We start from the raw sequence: 15,822 nt of genomic DNA on the forward strand, positions 1-15,822 counted from the left end.
GGAGCCTCGATCAGGCGCATGCGGAGCGCGAAGCGGATCAAATTGGTTGCGTCATTTTGACGCTACTCGCCTCGAACGCAACCAGTCAAGCGCGACCCACCGGATCGCTGACTCATTCGGCTCTTCGACCTTGAACTAGTGCGGATCGTAGCCTTGCGCTTTGGGATTGAAGATGTGGTTCGTCGGCGGGTCCGAGTCGAGCACATTCGGTTCCTCTTCCATGTTCAGAGAAAGAAAAAACAGCGGCCGATCGCCCGTGACATAGAAGTCGTCGGCCAGCACCATCGAGGTTTCGTCGTTGGGCAGAGTCTGCCGGTTCCACATCGGCAGCAGACCGTCGGGGGTCGCCTCTCGATAGAACTGCGCGCCCAGGAAAAGGTAAGTCTCCTTGTCGAGATATAATTTGGCGGGAAGGATATTCTCCGGCGCGGCCCGCGGCGTCATCTCGAGAACATAGGCCGGCCTGACCTCGCAATCGACGTGGCCAAGCCGTGTCGCGCTCAGATTCCGCTGGATTCCTGCCCGCCCGCCCTTCGCGTCCAGGCACGCCAGCAGCGGCTGCTCGCCGAGCAATTTGTACGTGTATGCCTCCGTCTTGGGCGGCACGTATTCCCACCAGAACTGGGCGCACGCGTAGGTGCACGACTGATGCGGATAGCCGCCCCGCAATTTCATCCGCCGCCAGCGCCTCACCGCGATCGGGAAATACCACGAGTCGCTGCTCCGCGCCGGATCGAGGTATTGAATCATGATGTAGGCGTTCGGCTCGGGGCCGCAGTAGTTGCCGCGTTGCTTGTACTCGACCGGGGAATCGCGATGGTGCGAGTCGGCCAACTCCCGCATCGTATGCATGTAGCGCACGATCACGATCTGCTCGCAGCTCCCCTCATTGCGGACATCGCGATGAGCGTCATCTTCGACCAGTTGCCCGGGATGCGCGGCGTCAACTATCCACGCTCTCGTTTTCTGCATCGCAAGCAGCGTCACCTGCGGCGGGATGAATGGGCCCCAATGCCAGTTGTACGCGATCTTGACCGCCGCCTTGGGGTCGGCGCGCTCGATAACCGGGAAGGGCAGCCCGGCGACGTAATTTTGGATCACATCCTCGGAATCCAGGCGCACCTGCCCCGAGTACTGCTCCGTCGCCTGTTGATATGCGCGCGGCCATGCGATGCGCCGTGCTGGCACCACATCCACCGTCAGGCCGTGTTCGATCAGGAAGCCCATCGCCGGCGGGATCAGCGAAGCAAACTTGCTCATGTTGCCGCGATCGATCGTCGTTCCAGGCGGCGCGGATGAAGACGCTGCCGCCGCGGCAATCTCGCTTGATGGTTTCGACTCGCCCGCGGCGATACCCGCCACCGCAAGCAGGTACGCGATCAGAACCATGGCAGCGAAGCGATTCGACGCACGAGCGCGCGCATCGTACACGGTGAAGGTTCGATTCCTCACGCGGTGGAGCATCGTCGATACGGCCTACGCCGCGCAACTGCGGACCCGGAATTTTTTCACCTCGAAGACCAGGAATGACGGAGTGGCGGCTCGAAACCTACGGGAGCATCTCGATCTTGCCCGAGTCGAGATCGTAGATGCCGCCGACCACCTTCAGCTCGCGAGATTTCACCATCGCAGATAGCTCGGGCGAGTCGGCGAGTTTCGTCACGACCAGCTTGACGTTTTCGCGAATCGCATTTTCGACCGGGTCGCCCGGCTCGCCCTTCGACGCTTCGACCGCGGGGCGCAACTCGGACAGCATCGGGCCGACGTCGCCCGGCTCGTCATGACCGATCACCGCGGCGGTGACGGCGCCGCATCGCCGATGACCCAGTATCATCATGAGCCGCACGCCGAGATGCTTCACCGCATAGTCGAGGCTCTCGATCACGACCTGGTCCGCGACGTTGCCCGCGACGCGCGCGACGAAGATGTCACCGAGGCCGCGATCGAAAAGTATCTCGGGCGCGGTGCGCGAGTCCGAGCAGGCGAGGATCGCGGCAAACGGATGCTGCCCCCTGACAAGCTCGACGCGCCGCGCCGTGGTCTGATCGGGATGCGTCATTTTGCCGCTGATGAAACGCTGATTGCCTTCCAGCAGCATCCGCAAGCTCTCGGACGCGCTGACGCCGGGAGGATGTTCGTCGGCTCTGAGAGCAGTGCCGGAAATTATTGCGAACGCGATCGCAGTCAGTAGAAGAAGCTTCAGATCAGGCTTTCGTCTCATGTTGTGCAGTTCTCCGCCGGATGATTCTCGCATGGCATTGACACCGCATACACATCCGCCAGTATTTAGACAATGCGCAATCGCAAGCTGATCGCCCGCGCTCTTCCGCCGCTCGCTGCCGCTCTCGCCGCGATATTGCTGACTCGATGCGGCGACAGTCAAATCGAAGCCAACAAGCAACTGGTGCAGCAGCAGCAAACTCAGATCGAGCAGATGCAGCAGCAAATCGAGGCGCTTAAGGCCGGTCAAGCGGCGGGCTACACGCCCGGAGTCGCGAGCAACTCGACTGGATGCGACAAGGGCGTCGAGACGACCGCGACTCAGCGCGGCGGCGAACGCTTTGCGGCCGGCGATTTCGGCAAGGCGCTCGGCTACTACCAGGATGCGCTGACGGCGTGCCCCACCGACGAGCGCGCTGAGTTGAACGTCGCGCGCGCGTACGAGGCGCTGGGCGACAACGCGTCGGCGGTCAAGCATTATCGCAAGGTGGCGAACGCCAACACCGTCACCGTCAGCAACGCGCAAACGCAGGCGCAAGACGCGCTGGTGCGATTACAAGCGTCGCGGCTGCCCTGACGAATCGAGCGCCGCGCCGACGCGCCGGTTGGTTCAGGTCGGCTATCTGGTTAGATTCGAGATCGCATCGATCGCCGCGCGATTCGCGATGCAACATTCCAGATGCGATTTTCCCGATGAACGACGAGCAGGAAAACGAAGCCGCCTCAATCGATGGCGCCGACGCCAGCGCGACTGCAGCGAGCGGCCCGATCGGTATTCTGACCGCGGGTGGCGACGCGCCCGGGATGAACGCCGCGATCCGCGCGGTGGTGCGCGCGGCCGTCAACGCGGAAATCTACGTGTTCGGCTTCCGCCGCGGCTACGACGGCCTGATCAAGGATCTCGCGGAACCGCTGAGCGGCCGCTCGGTCGCCAATATCGTGCAGCGCGGCGGAACCTTTCTCGAGACCTCGCGCTCGGATGATTTCCGCTCGCGCGAGGGCCGCGCACGCGCCGCCAACAATCTCAAGCGGCGCGGAATCAGTGCGCTGATCGTGATCGGCGGCGAGGGATCGATCGTCGGCGCCACCGTCTTCGCCAATGAAACCGGCGTGCGCGTGTTCGCGGTGCCCGCCTCGATCGATAACGATATCCCGGCGACAGATTTTTCGATCGGCTTCGACACCGCGGTGAATACCGCGCTCGAGGCGATCGACCGCATCCGCGATACCGCCTTCGCCTACGAGCGGGTCTTTTGCATCGAGGTGATGGGCCGCGATTCGGGCTTTATCGCGCTCGAAGTGGCGATTGGCGGCGGCGCCGAGGCGGTCGTCGTGCCGGAGATCCCGGTAAATCTCGACGACATCTGCAATCGCGTCGAGGAGAGTCATCGCCGCGGCAAGCGCTCGTCGATAATCGTCGTTTCGGAGGGTCCCAGGACGGGCGGCGTGATGCCGGTCGCGGCGGCGCTCACCGAGCGATTGAAAGTGAATGCGCGCGTCGTGGTGCTCGGCCACGTGCAACGCGGCGGCGCGCCGACCGCGCGCGATCGCCTGCTCGCGAGCCGCATGGGTATCGAAGCAGTTAAAGCGATACTTGAAGGCGAGGCGTCGAGCCTGATTGCCGAGACGCGCGGCGAAATCGTACGGATTCCGCTGGCCGAAGCCGCCGCCCGCGAGCGCAAGCTCGATTCGTCGCTGATCGATTTGGTGCATCAGCTATCCACTTGATTTCGGATTTCCAGCCGGATTCCCTCGACTCTGTTTCAGTCGCGACTCGGCCCCTTGGCCCGAGGTCGGCTTCGCGTCCGTTCCGCCTCGGGGCTCTTAATTAAACTGCGATTCGGCGCTCCGGCCCGAATCGGCTCCGCTGCGCTCGCGCGTCGCGAAAGCTCCGCCTGATCGTACCGTGTTCTCGGGTAAACTGAGCCGCACCGGCGGACTGCGGGAACAAATTGCGGGGCTCGATGGTTATCTCGACGTCTGGGGAATTATTCTCATCGCGGACGATGAGGTCTCGCGGGGGGCATCGATGCTCCGCGCGCGACGTTAGCATCCCCGTGGGCGTTGGACATGTCTGAAGGCTTCCAGCTTAGTTCCGACATCGCCGTCGAGCGCGCGGTCGGCCTGAACCAGATTCTCCCGTGCCAATACTTCGACCTTTCCGGGGGCCATCGCCTGACCGGGGAACAGCGCCTGATGCTGGCCCTGCTCGCGGATGCGATCAACGTCTATCAACAAGGCGTAATGTCGCGAAGTACGCGAAAACGCATGCTTTATGTCGATGCCGAGCGCTGGATAATGGCGGGCCCAGGCGCGCCGCATCCGTTCAGCTTCGAGACGGTCTGCGACGCGCTGGAAATCAATCCGGGAGTGCTGCGGCGCCGGATGGTCCTGTGGAAGCACGGGATGAGCCGCGACGCCGGACCGCGCGCCACCCCGCATTTGAGGCTCAAGATCACGCCCCGCGACAAGCATATGAGTCATCGCCGCCGTCGCGCATCGAACTCGATCCCCGCGTAAGTACGACGTTGCCGATCCAGTCTCCACAGGCTAAAGCCTGTGCCACAAGAATCCACAGGCTAAAGCCTGTGCCACACGATCCAGCTTGCACAGGATAAAGCCTGTGCCATACGGACTGTCTCAGAGGAGGCACAGTGCCTTAGCCTGTGTTCGGACTCAGAGGTGGCACAGGCTTTAGCCTGTGTTTTTCCTGACCAAGCTCGACAGCCCGATTCTTCGCATCCCCGCGAAATCACAGATATAGTCGCTGCGGGATCGCCGCTGCGCCAGTCCGACTCGAATCGGCGCTATCATTCAGCACGCGATCCATGAACGAGCACGTCCAGGAGGAACTCTCATCTTGAAAGATCCATTTAGCGTCGAAGGCAACGTCACTATCGTGACCGGCGGCGGCACCGGAATCGGCGAATCGATCGCCCGGGAGTTCGCCGCGCGCGGCGCGCAGGTGCTGATCGCGAGCCGCAAGGTCGAAAACCTGGAGCGCGTGCGCGACGAGATTCGCGCCGCCGGCGGCAAATGCGAGATGGCGCAATGCGACGTGCGCGACGCCGCTCAGTGCGATCAGATGGTTGCGGCGGCGGTCACCCATTTCGGCCGCATCGATACGCTCATCAACAATCACGGCGCGAGCATCACGACCCCGACGATGCAACTCTCTCCCAACGGATGGCGCGCGGTGGTGGCGATCAATCTCGACGGCGTTTTCTTCTGTTCGAAGTCGGCGGCGCGCCAGTTTATCGAGCAGAAAAGCGGCGGCGCGATTATCAACATCTCATCGACCGCGGGCGTGCACGGCTCGGCCACGATGCTGCCGTACGGCGCGTCGAAAGCCGGCGTGATCAACCTCACGGTGTCGCATGCGAGCGAGTGGGGCTCGAAAGGCATCCGCGTGAATTGTATCGCGCCCGGGCCGATCGATACGGAAGGCGCGGCGCCGCGCGTGTGGCCGAATCCGAAGGTCAAGGAGATGGTGGCGAGGTCGCGCGCGCTGGGGCGATTCGGCACGGTCGAGGAGATCGCGTATCCGTGCATTTTCCTGGCGTCGGCGGCGTCGAGTTACATCACGGGCGCGCTGCTGATCGTCGATGGCGGCCAGGCCCCCGCCGCCTCCGAGTAGAGCTGAGGCTTAGCTGAGAGTCTGTGAATTGTTGTCGCCGCGGCCGTCTGTCATTCCCGCGCGTGGCTGCCGCGCGAGGAATCCCGGCTCCTGTTTTCTTCTTCTGCTCGCTCTCCGTCATTCTGGGCGAGTTCAGCGTGGAAGCTGGGCTCGCTCGGCGGGCTTGGGAGTTTCGAACTGCGCAGCACACCGGCCGCATTCGAAGGTAGTCTTTGGTTTGTGATCGGGCAGATTCAGAGTGTCATAGGGCATTTCAGATTCCCAATCGACTTCGCCCGCATCGTAGTCTTCAGGCTCGCCCGTCTCGCTCCATTTGCTGACGCGGTTGGTTACGACGCAGAGCGAAAGTTCGTTGATGTCGGCGTACCCGCATTTCGGACAAACAAATAAAATCATTGGCGATTCTCCTTGCTCGGACGGCGGATTAAGACACGCGACCATCCATATATCTGACTTGTAGCAGTTTTACAATCGACTACTAGGGTCTCAGATGCGCATATAAATTATGACTCTAGATTCATTTCAGCATCTGAATCGTGGTTTGACTGTAAAAATAGTGCCTCGAGTGAAGATTTTGCCAACTCGGGGCTTGACATTAGGGCGTTGGGTTCGATATAAGCCCTTCAGTGCATGGAAACGCCTAAATAACATTGCTGAAAGGGAGAATCAGATGCCAGAAGAATCTCAAACACTTCAAACCGGCGCAGACAGCAAGCTCAACGAGACGGATGGTCACATGGTCGCGGGCGTTAAGTTGGATGACGTTCGCTTCTTGGGTCGAGTACGAGCATCGCAGCTTTTCCAAATTGCACCAGATCCGCGCGAGACCGAAAACCGGAAGCGCGTAGATGGGAGCAAGGAATTGCAGGTGCTGGCACAAGTGCGCTCAGAGGTTCAGAGGATGTTTGTCGGTGCGAAGGCCAAGAACGTGCCCAGCTACGCGCGCTATATCGTCGGCGTCAGCAAACTCAATCAGGACGGACTAACTCCTCCTATCGTCCTCTATTCTGAAGAACCGTTGAAGACGCAAATCGACAGCAGGGGGATGGGCTTCATCCAAATTCCGTGGGAGCAACGATTAGTCGCGATCGATGGAGAGACACAACTCGCTGCGCGCTACGAGGCTGCCAATATTGATCCGGATACCAAGAAAGATTTCGTGCCAGTTTACATTTGCCATGGGCGCGATCACGTTTGGGCGTCTCAGTGTTTTCACGATCTCAACGCGCTTGCCGTTCAACCCAACGCGGCTCTGATAATTGCCATGGACTCGCACGACCCGTTGACCCAGATAACTCGTGAAATCGAAGTGGCGGTCCCCTTCTTCAAGGGACGGGTAAACAAAGTGCGACGACAGTTGGGGAAGAACGATTATGAAGTCGTGACGATCACTGCTTTGAGAGGTGCATGCATTACATTGGCTGAAGGGATCCGCGGCGTACAGTATGGCACGAGACCCGTGCCAGTGGATGAGAAACTAATTCCAGCAATCAGGGAAGTTGCGACGGAATGGCTGCGCGAGGTGACGTCCGCGATCGGACCCGCGATGGAGGATCCGCAGAGCTTGGCATCCGCTCCCGCAGTGCTCGCTGCAATCGGCGCAGTTGGTCATGAATTGCTTAACTTGGATGCAGCCGAACGCGCCTCGAAGAGGCAGTTGCTGATTGAGCGTTTGAGCGGTGTAGATTGGACGCGGGGCAAACAGTGGGAAGGCATCGCGGGAAAGTTCACGCCGAAAGGCAATTTCTCAGTTGGCGGAAGCAAGGAAACGGCGTACGCCGTTTACTCTGCGCTCAACGATCCTAATTCGTTAGGCTACAAAAGAATTCGTCATCAGGCCGTAGACTCTGTCATCTCGGACGAGATACAAGCACAGCCATAACGCCGCCTACATCAGTTACGCCAAAGAGCCCGGGCCTCTCAGCTCGGGCTCTTTGCATTTCACAGAGAGAATCGTTATTCGGTCGCGATGAGCTTGTCGCCAGAGGGCGGGGCGTGGTACGCCGAAAACTCCGATAGCGTGAAGAACGCGCGAAAGAGAAGAGACGAAGCCCGAAAAAGCGAAAAAGAGAGGAAATACCCAGATGCCAGATAAAAGTGTGATCGGCAAGACCGGCAAACCATTTACGATGCACGTCGATTGGAGCAAGGTGCGCGAGTTCGCCCGCGCGATCAAGGATCCCAATCCGCTCTACTTCGATCAGGAACTGGCGAAGAAGGAACTCGGCGGAGTGCCGGTGCCGGTCACCTTCCTGCAGACCAGCGCGTTCTGGACTGACGAGACTTCGAGCCCCGGCTTCGGCGGCTTCGATCTCAGGCGCATCCTGCACGGCGAGCAGGACTTCGAATTCTTCAAGCCGATCTTCGTCGGCGATACGCTGACCGGCGTGACCAAAATCGCCGACCTGTTCGAGAAGGAAGGCGGACGCGGCGGCAAGATGACGTTTCTCGTCACCGAAACCACTTACACCAATCAGAAGGGCGAAAAAGTCGCCACCGCGCGCGCGACGCTGATCGAAACCGGACAAGCGGTGAAGGCATAGCGGCGGATCGGCAAACACACCTTCAAGCGGAGAAATAAAATGGCGGCAAAGCTGAAATTTGAATCGGTCAAGGTTGGCGACGAGATTCCAAAAATCGTGATCGAGGGCGTGACGCGTCCCGATTTCGTGCGCTATGCGGGCGCATCGGGCGATTTCGTGCCACTGCACTACGATCAGACGTTCGTCGAGACGGCGGGAATCCCGACCGTGTTCGCGCAGGGGATGTACACCGCGGGGCTGCTGTCGAAGGCGGTCACCGACTACGTGGGCGTCGGCAACGTGCGCCGCTTCCAGGTGCGGTTTGCGACGCGCGTATGGCCCGGCGACGTCGTGACCTTGACCGGCAAGGTCACCGGCAAGACCGAGGCGAACGGCGAGAAGCAGATCGAAGGCGACCTGATCGTGCTGAATCAGAAAGGCGAGCCCGCGATCAGAGGCAGCTTCCGCGCCGCGTGCGCCTAGAGAGATAAGCGGGCAGAAGAAAAGGAAAAGAGAAGAATTTCCGAAACCTCAACGCGAAGCTGACTTCGGGCCGGAGGGCCGAATCGCATTAAAATTAAGATGGGGCTTCCCCCGGGAATGAAGTTGCGCGCCACGCGCTGTCAGTAAAGGGGGCGAGAAGATCGCTCCGAACACCTCGCCCGCTTGGTTGCGGGAGAGGTCGCCGAAGCGCGTCAGCGATGAGGCGGGTGAGGGTGTAGTCGGCAGATGAACAAAGCCAGCAAAAAGATCCGGGATTCTTCGCTTCGCTCAGAGTCACAGAAATAATTTGCCGACAGAGATCTTTTCGACTTGTGCGAGTGGCGACTGCACCCTCACCCGCGCCCGGCTTTCCGCCGTGCGCGACCTCTCCCGCAACCAAGCGGGCGAGGGAAAGAAAGGCAGCCTTCGCTCAAAAAAATTCTCAGACTCTGCGCGTCGCCTCACTTGCTCTTTTTCGGCGTGAATGCGTGGTCGAACACCCAATCGCCGACCTTGCGGCCCTGCGCGATACCCTCAGTCTTGTCGAAGCGCCAGTGGATGCCGAGATAAATCCGGCTCTGGCCGTTTTCCTCCTCGGCTTGCGACAGCGATCCGTAACGGCGGGTAACCTTGGGCCGCGGCACACCGTTATGATCCTTGGTGACGCCGTTGAATTCATCGGACATGAACCGGAAGGCAATCTGGTCTGTTCCATAAAAGTGGCGCAGAGTCTCGAACAGCGCGCCGCCAAAGCCAGCATGCCCTGACGGGTAGGCAGGGAAGGGCGGCGTGAAGTTCACCGCAATCAGATTGCTGGCGGGCGCGCCTAGAGGCGACCATGCCGGATCGCCGATCGTGGCCGGATTGCCGTCGCCCAGCCCGGTCGGACCGGTGCCCGGGTCCGACTCCTGGATGCCGGCGACCGGACGCCAGTACTGGTAGAAGTACTTCGATTCCCAAATCGCGATGCCCGCGTCGGCCATCGACGTATTGACCAGCGCGAGCAGTCGCGAGAACTGCACGACGTCGGCACTGGTGCCAATCTGGTCGGCGATATGCACCGTGATCTGATTGTACAGGCGCGGCGGCGCGCAGAGGCTCGGCGTGCCGTCGTAGGCCCAGAAGGTGCCGATCACGGTCTGCTCGGGAGTGCGCACGGTCGGAGTGCCGATCCCGTCGCCGCCGATGCTCTTCTCCTCGTCGTATGCGGAGGTGTATTCGGCGCTGGTCAGCGCGGGCGGAACCGGTGCGCGAAACTGGCTCGATGAAGCGAGCACGAAGGGCTGGACGTCGCCCCAGTACGCGCCCAGCGCTAGCCCTAGCAGGCTGATCGGATCCTGGCGCCACATCCCGGGCAGGAGGCTCGGGATGAAATCGACACCCATGTGCGGTTCGGGAATCTGCGAGCCGTCGTTGGCGCGCATCCCGAGGATCGCGCTGGCCGCACGATGGCCCAAGGCGATGCCCTTTGCTTTGGCGTTGCGCTGGCCCGGCCGCATCGTGGTCAAGTCTTGGACCAGCAGGGTGTCGAACGTCGGCGCCTGCGAGGGGAACAGCGCAGACAGCGTGTCATGCGCGGCCTGCACGATCGCGGAATCCATCGAGGCTGCGGGCGCGCGGTGAATTCCAGTGTAGGTCCGGCACTTGCCGCTGATCGCGTTGATCGCGTCGAACATCGCAATATGAACGATCGCCATCGCGCGGCTCGCGCGGCCGGGGCCGATCTGCTCACCGAACAACCGGGTCTCGCCCGGCGCCGGCGGAGTGTGATCGAGGCCGCTCGCGTCGATCGCGATCTGGTTCCAGCGCCGGAGCAGCGCCACTCCGCTCGAATGATGAGCGCCAGAAGCCTTCGCCTCCCCGCGATATCCAGTCAGTCCAATTGAAAGAACGACGATAGCCAGCGCAACCAGACGCGGCCTGCGCCTCGAGATACCGATCATCACAGTTGTCCCCCGCTGCGAGAATGAAACTTCGCCTGCGACGCCTTCTCGTAACCCGAACGGCGCACGCATGACAAGCGGAACTCGCTCTTCGCACGAAAACGAGCTTCCGAGCGTCAGACGACTTGAATAGATAGATTCAACTCTGGCGGGGCCTTGTCCTATTGTGTAAAAGCAAGATTCGTCTGACAGCGTCATCCGCGGGATGGCTGTTGAGCGCGATTTTCCTCGCCGGCGTGACCGGCTTGATCCGCAACGACTGAGCGATTTCGCCGCAAAATCGGGAGCTTAGGCTCTTCAAACGGACCCTCCCGATGCTCCACCTCGTTTCTGTTGAAGAATCTTCAAACAATCTTTCGTTCCGCTTGATTAGTTAGGCAGAATCAGTCAAACAAGTGCGGTCAGTAGCCAAGTTAGGCATTGATTGCCTCGCAGCGCGTGGCGGAGGAGCATCAAACACATTCCGATGAGCGAACCCCGGTACGTTATAATCCACGGCCATTTCTATCAGCCGCCACGGGAAAGTCCGTGGACCGGCCTGATCGCGCCCGAGCATGGCGCCGCGCCCTTCCAGAACTGGAATGAGCTGATACTCAGCGAATGCTACACCGCCAATGCCCACGCGCACACGATGGAAGGGCCGGTGGTTCACGTCCGCAACAACTATGAGGCGCTCAGCTTCGACTTCGGGCCGACGCTGGCAGGATGGCTGGAGACGCACGGCAAGGCGGCCTATCGCGCCATAAAGCGCGGCGACAGTCTTTCGAGCGAGCATCGCGGCGGCCACGGCAATGCGCTCGCGCATCCGTACATTCATTCGATTCTGCCGCTGCTGCCGGCGCGCGATCGCGAGCTGCAGATTCACTGGGGAATCGAGGACTTTGTTTTTCGATTCGGGCGCCGGCCGATGGGGATGTGGTTGCCCGAGTGCGCAGCCGATGACGATACGCTGGCCTCGATCGCGGCGGCGGGCCTGAAATTCGTCATTCTCGCCGCCGACCAGGGAAGGTGGCATGGCCCGGAGGCAGACAGCCGCTCGGGCGGGCCGTTTCTGTGGCGCGGCGGCGATTTGAGCCTCACGATCTTCCGTTCCGATCGCGAGCTTTCAGGAACAATTTCGTTTGGCGAGGGATTGGCGGACGGCGCGCGCCTTGCCGAATGGATCGCCGTAACCGCGCTCAGCCTGCAACCCGGCGCGGCGCTGGTGATTGCGACGGACGGGGAGACGTTTGGGCATCATAATAAGCACGGCGCGGCAGAACTCGCGCGCGCGCTGATTCTGCTCGAACGGCGCGAGGATGTGATCCTAACCAACTGCGCCGAGTACCTCGAGCATCATCCGGCGCGCGGCGCGTTCGAGATCGCGAGCGCGTCGTCGTGGAGCTGTCCGCATGGCGTGGAGCGATGGCGCTCGGATTGCGGATGCCGGCTCGATACCAACACGTCGCAGGAGTGGCGCGAGCCGTTTCGCGCCGCGATGGAGTTCGTGAAGAATCACACCGAGGCAGTTTACGATCGCTTTGCGCCGGCGATCGTGAAAGAGCATCGCGCGGCGCTGTGCGACGGAATCCGCCTGCTGATCGATCGCAATCCCGCGATTCACGACGAATTTTTCACCCGCTACCAGGTGCTCAACGAGTCCAATCGCGAGACGCTGCTCCGGCTGTTCGAGATGATCCGCGCAGGGCAGGCGTCGCTCACGAGTTGCGGGTGGTTCTTCGACGATTTCAGCGGGCATGAAGGGCGCTGCACGCTGCGTTGGGCCGCGCGCGCGGTCGAACTTGCGGCAGAGCACAGCGCGAGTATCGAGTTCGAGTTGCTCGAGCGGCTGCGCGAAATAAATTCGGGCATCCACGACAATAGCAACGCCGCAAGTCTGTACCTCAGCCTCAAAACGCGCGAAGCTCGGGGGCGAGTTTAACTTTGCGGCAGGTCTAATTTTTCGGATCAATCAAAATGCCCTCGAACGAATCGTCACATATCGACTCAGTCTTGAGCGAGGTGCGGAAGTTTCCGCCCCCGCCCGAATTCAGCGCGCGCGCGTCGGTGAAAAGCCTCGCCGAATACGAGGAACTGCGCCGCCGCGCCGATAGCGACCCCGATAAATTCTGGGCGGAATGCGCCCGCAACCTGCATTGGTTCAAACCATTCGGCAAAACGCTCGAATGGAATTTTCCGTTCGCCAAATGGTTCGTCGGCGGCACGATCAACGCCGCTTACAATTGCCTCGATCGCCATCTTGAAGGAGCGCGCCGGAACAAGGCCGCCCTGATTTGGGAAGGCGAGCCCGGCGATTCGCGCGTGCTCACCTACCAGATGCTCGCGGACGAGGTCGCGCGATGCGCCAATGCGCTGAAGAGCCTCGGCGTCAAGGACGGCGACCGCGTGGCGATCTATATGCCGATGGTGCCGGAGGCGGCGATCGCGATGCTCGCGTGCGCTCGAATCGGCGCGATCCATTCGGTGGTGTTCGGCGGCTTCTCGGCCGAGGCGCTGGCCGATCGAATCAACGACGCGGAAGCGAAGGTGTGCATCACGGCGGACGGCGGATGGCGGCGCGGGCAAATCGTCGAGCTGAAGCAGAACGTCGATGAAGCGCTGAAGAAGTGCCCCTCGGTGCGCAAGGTGCTGGTGCTGAAGCGCGTCGGCAACAAGATCGAGATGCGCAAGGGGCGCGACGTCTGGTGGGATGAACTGGTGCCGGCGCAATCGAAAAAGTGCGAGGCGGCCGAACTCGATTCGGAGCATCCGCTGTACACGCTTTACACGTCGGGCACGACCGGCAAGCCGAAAGGTGTGGTGCATACGATCGGCGGATACTTGACGCATACGCTGATGACGATGAAGTGGGTGTTCGATCTCAAGGAAGACGACATCTACTGGTGCACCGCCGATATCGGCTGGGTGACGGGCCATAGCTACACCGTTTATGGGCCGCTCGCGGCGGGCGCGACGGTCTTGATGTACGAAGGCGCGCCGAATTTTCCGGAGAACGATCGCTTCTGGCGAATAATCGAAAAGTATCACATCAGCATCTTCTATACGGCGCCGACGGCGATTCGCACGTTCATCAAATGGGGCGAGTCGTGGGTGACGAAGCATGATTTGTCGAGCCTGAGACTCCTCGGCACAGTCGGCGAGCCGATCAATCCCGAGGCGTGGATGTGGTATCGCAAAGTGATCGGCGGCGAGCGATGCCCGATCGTCGATACCTGGTGGCAGACCGAGACCGGCGGAATCATGATCAGCCCGATGCCCGGCGCGGTCGCGGCCAAGCCCGGCTCGGCGACGCTGCCGATGCCGGGAATCGCAGCGGATATCGTCACGCGCGACGGCGCGAGCGTCGGCGCGAATCAAGGCGGCTTGCTGATCGTGCGGCGGCCGTGGCCAGGGATGCTGCGGACGATCTATCGCGATCCGGAGCGCTACAAGAGCCAGTACTTCGTGCAGATCGATCAGTGCTACTTCACCGGCGACGGCGCGCGCCGCGACGCGGACGGCTACTTCTGGATCATGGGGCGGGTGGACGACGTGATCAACGTGTCGGGGCATCGGCTCGGCACGATGGAAATCGAGAGCGCGCTGGTCTCGCACGAGACGGTGGCGGAAGCGGCCTGCGTCGGCCGTCCCGACGCGATGAAAGGGCAGGGCGTCGTGGCATTCGTCACGCTGGAAGGCGGACGCACCGGCGACGACAAGTTGCGCGAGCAATTGCGCGCGCACGTCGTGAAGGAGATCGGAGCGCTCGCGCGGCCCGACGAGATTCGCTTCACCGACTCGCTGCCGAAAACGCGCAGCGGCAAGATCATGCGGCGGCTGCTGCGGCAAATCGCGGCAGGCGACGAGACGGTCGGCGACACCAGCACGCTCGAGGATTTGTCGGTGCTCGCGAAATTGCGCGACGACGACGAGTAATCGGCGCGCCGCGGTCCTATCCCTCGCCCGTTCTTTAGGCGAGTATGTTAGGCTTGACACTCATCGTAAAGAGTACTGGCGGCGGCCTCAGCGCAGTGACAAGGCCAGCCCAACTACTTGTTGATAAAGGTGGTCAATATCGATTGCGATTAGGTGAGAAGTCATGCCAAAAGCGAAACCGGTTTCATTGCATCCATTGACGTTCCATGAAGCGATTAAAGCCTTGGTCGGTGTTGATCCTGATAGCGTCGGCATTAGTTCTAAGCGCCGTAAAAAACGCAAACGCGCAATCACCAAACCCAAGCCCACATCCAGCACAAAAAAGTAAACGCACCGCAGCACACCGCGAGGCATCCACCAGCCCAATATCGACGCCTAGCAATCAAGGCGGTTCCAAACCAACCCCCGCAACCACCAATAATTATTCCTACAGCTACAATTACTACCGTCCATCCTCTGAAAGCCCGCCTGTTCCATTTCAAATAGCCACCACTGTCATTTTGCTGCTTTTTACTGGTGGCCTGTGGTGGACTTCCATTCAACAATGGCGGGCTATCAAGCAATCGATAACCACCGATCGACCATACTTGTTCGTCAGCGTTTTGAATTTTGGCGATAAGGCGTTTCATTTCAGCGTGCGTCTGCAAGATGACGAAGACTCTCCGATTGTGCGACAGGTTCCCGTCCCCATAGTTACCTTTACGAATTACGGACGAACGCCAGCGGTCATAAAGAGAGTCTTGCTCAGCTTCGAACCGTTCGAATGTTCCGACTACTCGCCGGGCAGGCATGAGCGGCACGGTGGATGGGACGATAGACTTTTTGAAGAACCCCTCGAACGACAGGGCGTCCCTGCTAATGGGAGCGTGCAATTCGAGGTTCTTAGTAAATTCAGCAAAGGCTTTGACGTATCGACTACCTTGTACAAAGAACTGATTAGCCTTGAAAAAGTCTTGGTTGCATACGGACGAATTGAGTATCGAGACGTTTTCAACGTGGAGTCGTTTTACACCACAAATTTTTGTTGGATTCTCGATATTACGAGCATGGAAAACATGGAAAACAGACTGTTTGTCGGTCCATTGACCCACAACAGCCATAC

Annotated in this window: 15 protein-coding genes; 9 read left to right on the forward strand and 6 right to left on the reverse strand. The window is 60.5% G+C overall.

What is annotated here, in order from left to right; translation table 11 throughout:
* Positions 1 to 135 precede the first annotated feature (135 nt).
* Positions 136 to 1,452, reverse strand: a complete 1,317-nt coding sequence (locus Q7S58_RS09985; RefSeq protein WP_304824371.1) for a DUF1329 domain-containing protein — start codon at positions 1,450 to 1,452, stop codon at positions 136 to 138.
* A 97-nt stretch (positions 1,453 to 1,549) separates the two neighbouring features.
* Positions 1,550 to 2,221, reverse strand: a complete 672-nt coding sequence (locus Q7S58_RS09990) for a carbonic anhydrase (RefSeq protein WP_304824375.1) — start codon at positions 2,219 to 2,221, stop codon at positions 1,550 to 1,552.
* A 72-nt stretch (positions 2,222 to 2,293) separates the two neighbouring features.
* Here Q7S58_RS09990 and Q7S58_RS09995 point away from each other — a divergent pair, with 72 nt between their 5' ends.
* The 4 genes from Q7S58_RS09995 (at position 2,294) to Q7S58_RS10010 (ending at position 5,857) form a co-directional block, all read left to right on the forward strand.
* Positions 2,294 to 2,797 (forward strand): lipopolysaccharide assembly protein LapB, encoded by a 504-nt coding sequence (locus Q7S58_RS09995; protein WP_304824378.1) that lies wholly within the window; start codon positions 2,294 to 2,296, stop codon positions 2,795 to 2,797.
* Positions 2,798 to 2,913: 116 nt separating this feature from the next.
* Positions 2,914 to 3,948, forward strand: a complete 1,035-nt coding sequence (gene pfkA / locus Q7S58_RS10000; RefSeq protein ID WP_304824381.1) for a 6-phosphofructokinase — start codon at positions 2,914 to 2,916, stop codon at positions 3,946 to 3,948.
* A gap of 342 nt (positions 3,949 to 4,290) precedes the next feature.
* Entirely contained in the window at positions 4,291 to 4,740 is a 450-nt protein-coding gene (locus Q7S58_RS10005) for a hypothetical protein (protein ID WP_304824385.1), read from the forward strand.
* Positions 4,741 to 5,080: 340 nt separating this feature from the next.
* A complete protein-coding gene (locus Q7S58_RS10010; RefSeq protein ID WP_304824388.1) occupies positions 5,081 to 5,857 on the forward strand; it encodes an SDR family NAD(P)-dependent oxidoreductase in 777 nt (258 codons plus the stop codon).
* A 132-nt stretch (positions 5,858 to 5,989) separates the two neighbouring features.
* Here Q7S58_RS10010 and Q7S58_RS10015 read toward each other — a convergent pair whose 3' ends face one another.
* A complete protein-coding gene (locus tag Q7S58_RS10015; protein ID WP_304824391.1) occupies positions 5,990 to 6,253 on the reverse strand; it encodes a hypothetical protein in 264 nt (87 codons plus the stop codon).
* Between the two features lie 274 nt (positions 6,254 to 6,527).
* On the opposite strand from Q7S58_RS10015, the gene Q7S58_RS10020 reads away from it, so the two are divergent.
* From Q7S58_RS10020 to Q7S58_RS10030, 3 genes are all read left to right on the forward strand, one after another.
* Positions 6,528 to 7,739, forward strand: coding sequence for a DNA sulfur modification protein DndB (locus tag Q7S58_RS10020; protein WP_304824394.1), 1,212 nt, complete (start codon positions 6,528 to 6,530; stop codon positions 7,737 to 7,739).
* A 202-nt stretch (positions 7,740 to 7,941) separates the two neighbouring features.
* Entirely contained in the window at positions 7,942 to 8,400 is a 459-nt protein-coding gene (locus Q7S58_RS10025; RefSeq protein ID WP_304824397.1) for a MaoC family dehydratase N-terminal domain-containing protein, read from the forward strand.
* Positions 8,401 to 8,439: 39 nt separating this feature from the next.
* Complete coding sequence (locus tag Q7S58_RS10030) at positions 8,440 to 8,862, forward strand: MaoC/PaaZ C-terminal domain-containing protein (protein WP_304824400.1); 423 nt, start codon at positions 8,440 to 8,442, stop codon at positions 8,860 to 8,862.
* Positions 8,863 to 9,323: 461 nt separating this feature from the next.
* Here the strand turns inward: Q7S58_RS10030 and Q7S58_RS10035 are convergent, their stop codons facing one another.
* Positions 9,324 to 10,805 (reverse strand): vanadium-dependent haloperoxidase, encoded by a 1,482-nt coding sequence (locus Q7S58_RS10035; RefSeq protein WP_304824403.1) that lies wholly within the window; start codon positions 10,803 to 10,805, stop codon positions 9,324 to 9,326.
* Positions 10,806 to 11,271: 466 nt separating this feature from the next.
* Between Q7S58_RS10035 and Q7S58_RS10040 the strand changes: the two genes are divergently transcribed.
* Together Q7S58_RS10040 and acs are read left to right on the forward strand one after the other, a co-directional pair.
* Positions 11,272 to 12,726: a DUF3536 domain-containing protein gene (locus Q7S58_RS10040; protein ID WP_304824406.1), complete on the forward strand. Its 1,455-nt coding sequence runs from the start codon at positions 11,272 to 11,274 to the stop codon at positions 12,724 to 12,726.
* Between the two features lie 35 nt (positions 12,727 to 12,761).
* Positions 12,762 to 14,720, forward strand: coding sequence for an acetate--CoA ligase (gene acs, locus Q7S58_RS10045; protein WP_304824407.1), 1,959 nt, complete (start codon positions 12,762 to 12,764; stop codon positions 14,718 to 14,720).
* 87 nt (positions 14,721 to 14,807) lie between these two features.
* Here the strand turns inward: acs and Q7S58_RS10050 are convergent, their stop codons facing one another.
* Positions 14,808 to 15,023, reverse strand: coding sequence for a hypothetical protein (locus Q7S58_RS10050; RefSeq protein WP_304824410.1), 216 nt, complete (start codon positions 15,021 to 15,023; stop codon positions 14,808 to 14,810).
* Positions 15,011 to 15,820 carry a hypothetical protein gene (locus Q7S58_RS10055; RefSeq protein ID WP_304824413.1) on the reverse strand — a complete coding sequence of 270 codons (810 nt, stop codon included), beginning with the start codon at positions 15,818 to 15,820 and terminating at the stop codon, positions 15,011 to 15,013. The genes Q7S58_RS10050 and Q7S58_RS10055 overlap by 13 nt, the downstream gene beginning before the upstream one ends.
* Positions 15,821 to 15,822: the final 2 nt, after the last annotated feature.

The organism is Candidatus Binatus sp. (assembly GCF_030646925.1).
In the GTDB taxonomy this organism is placed as follows: domain Bacteria; phylum Desulfobacterota; class Binatia; order Binatales; family Binataceae; genus Binatus.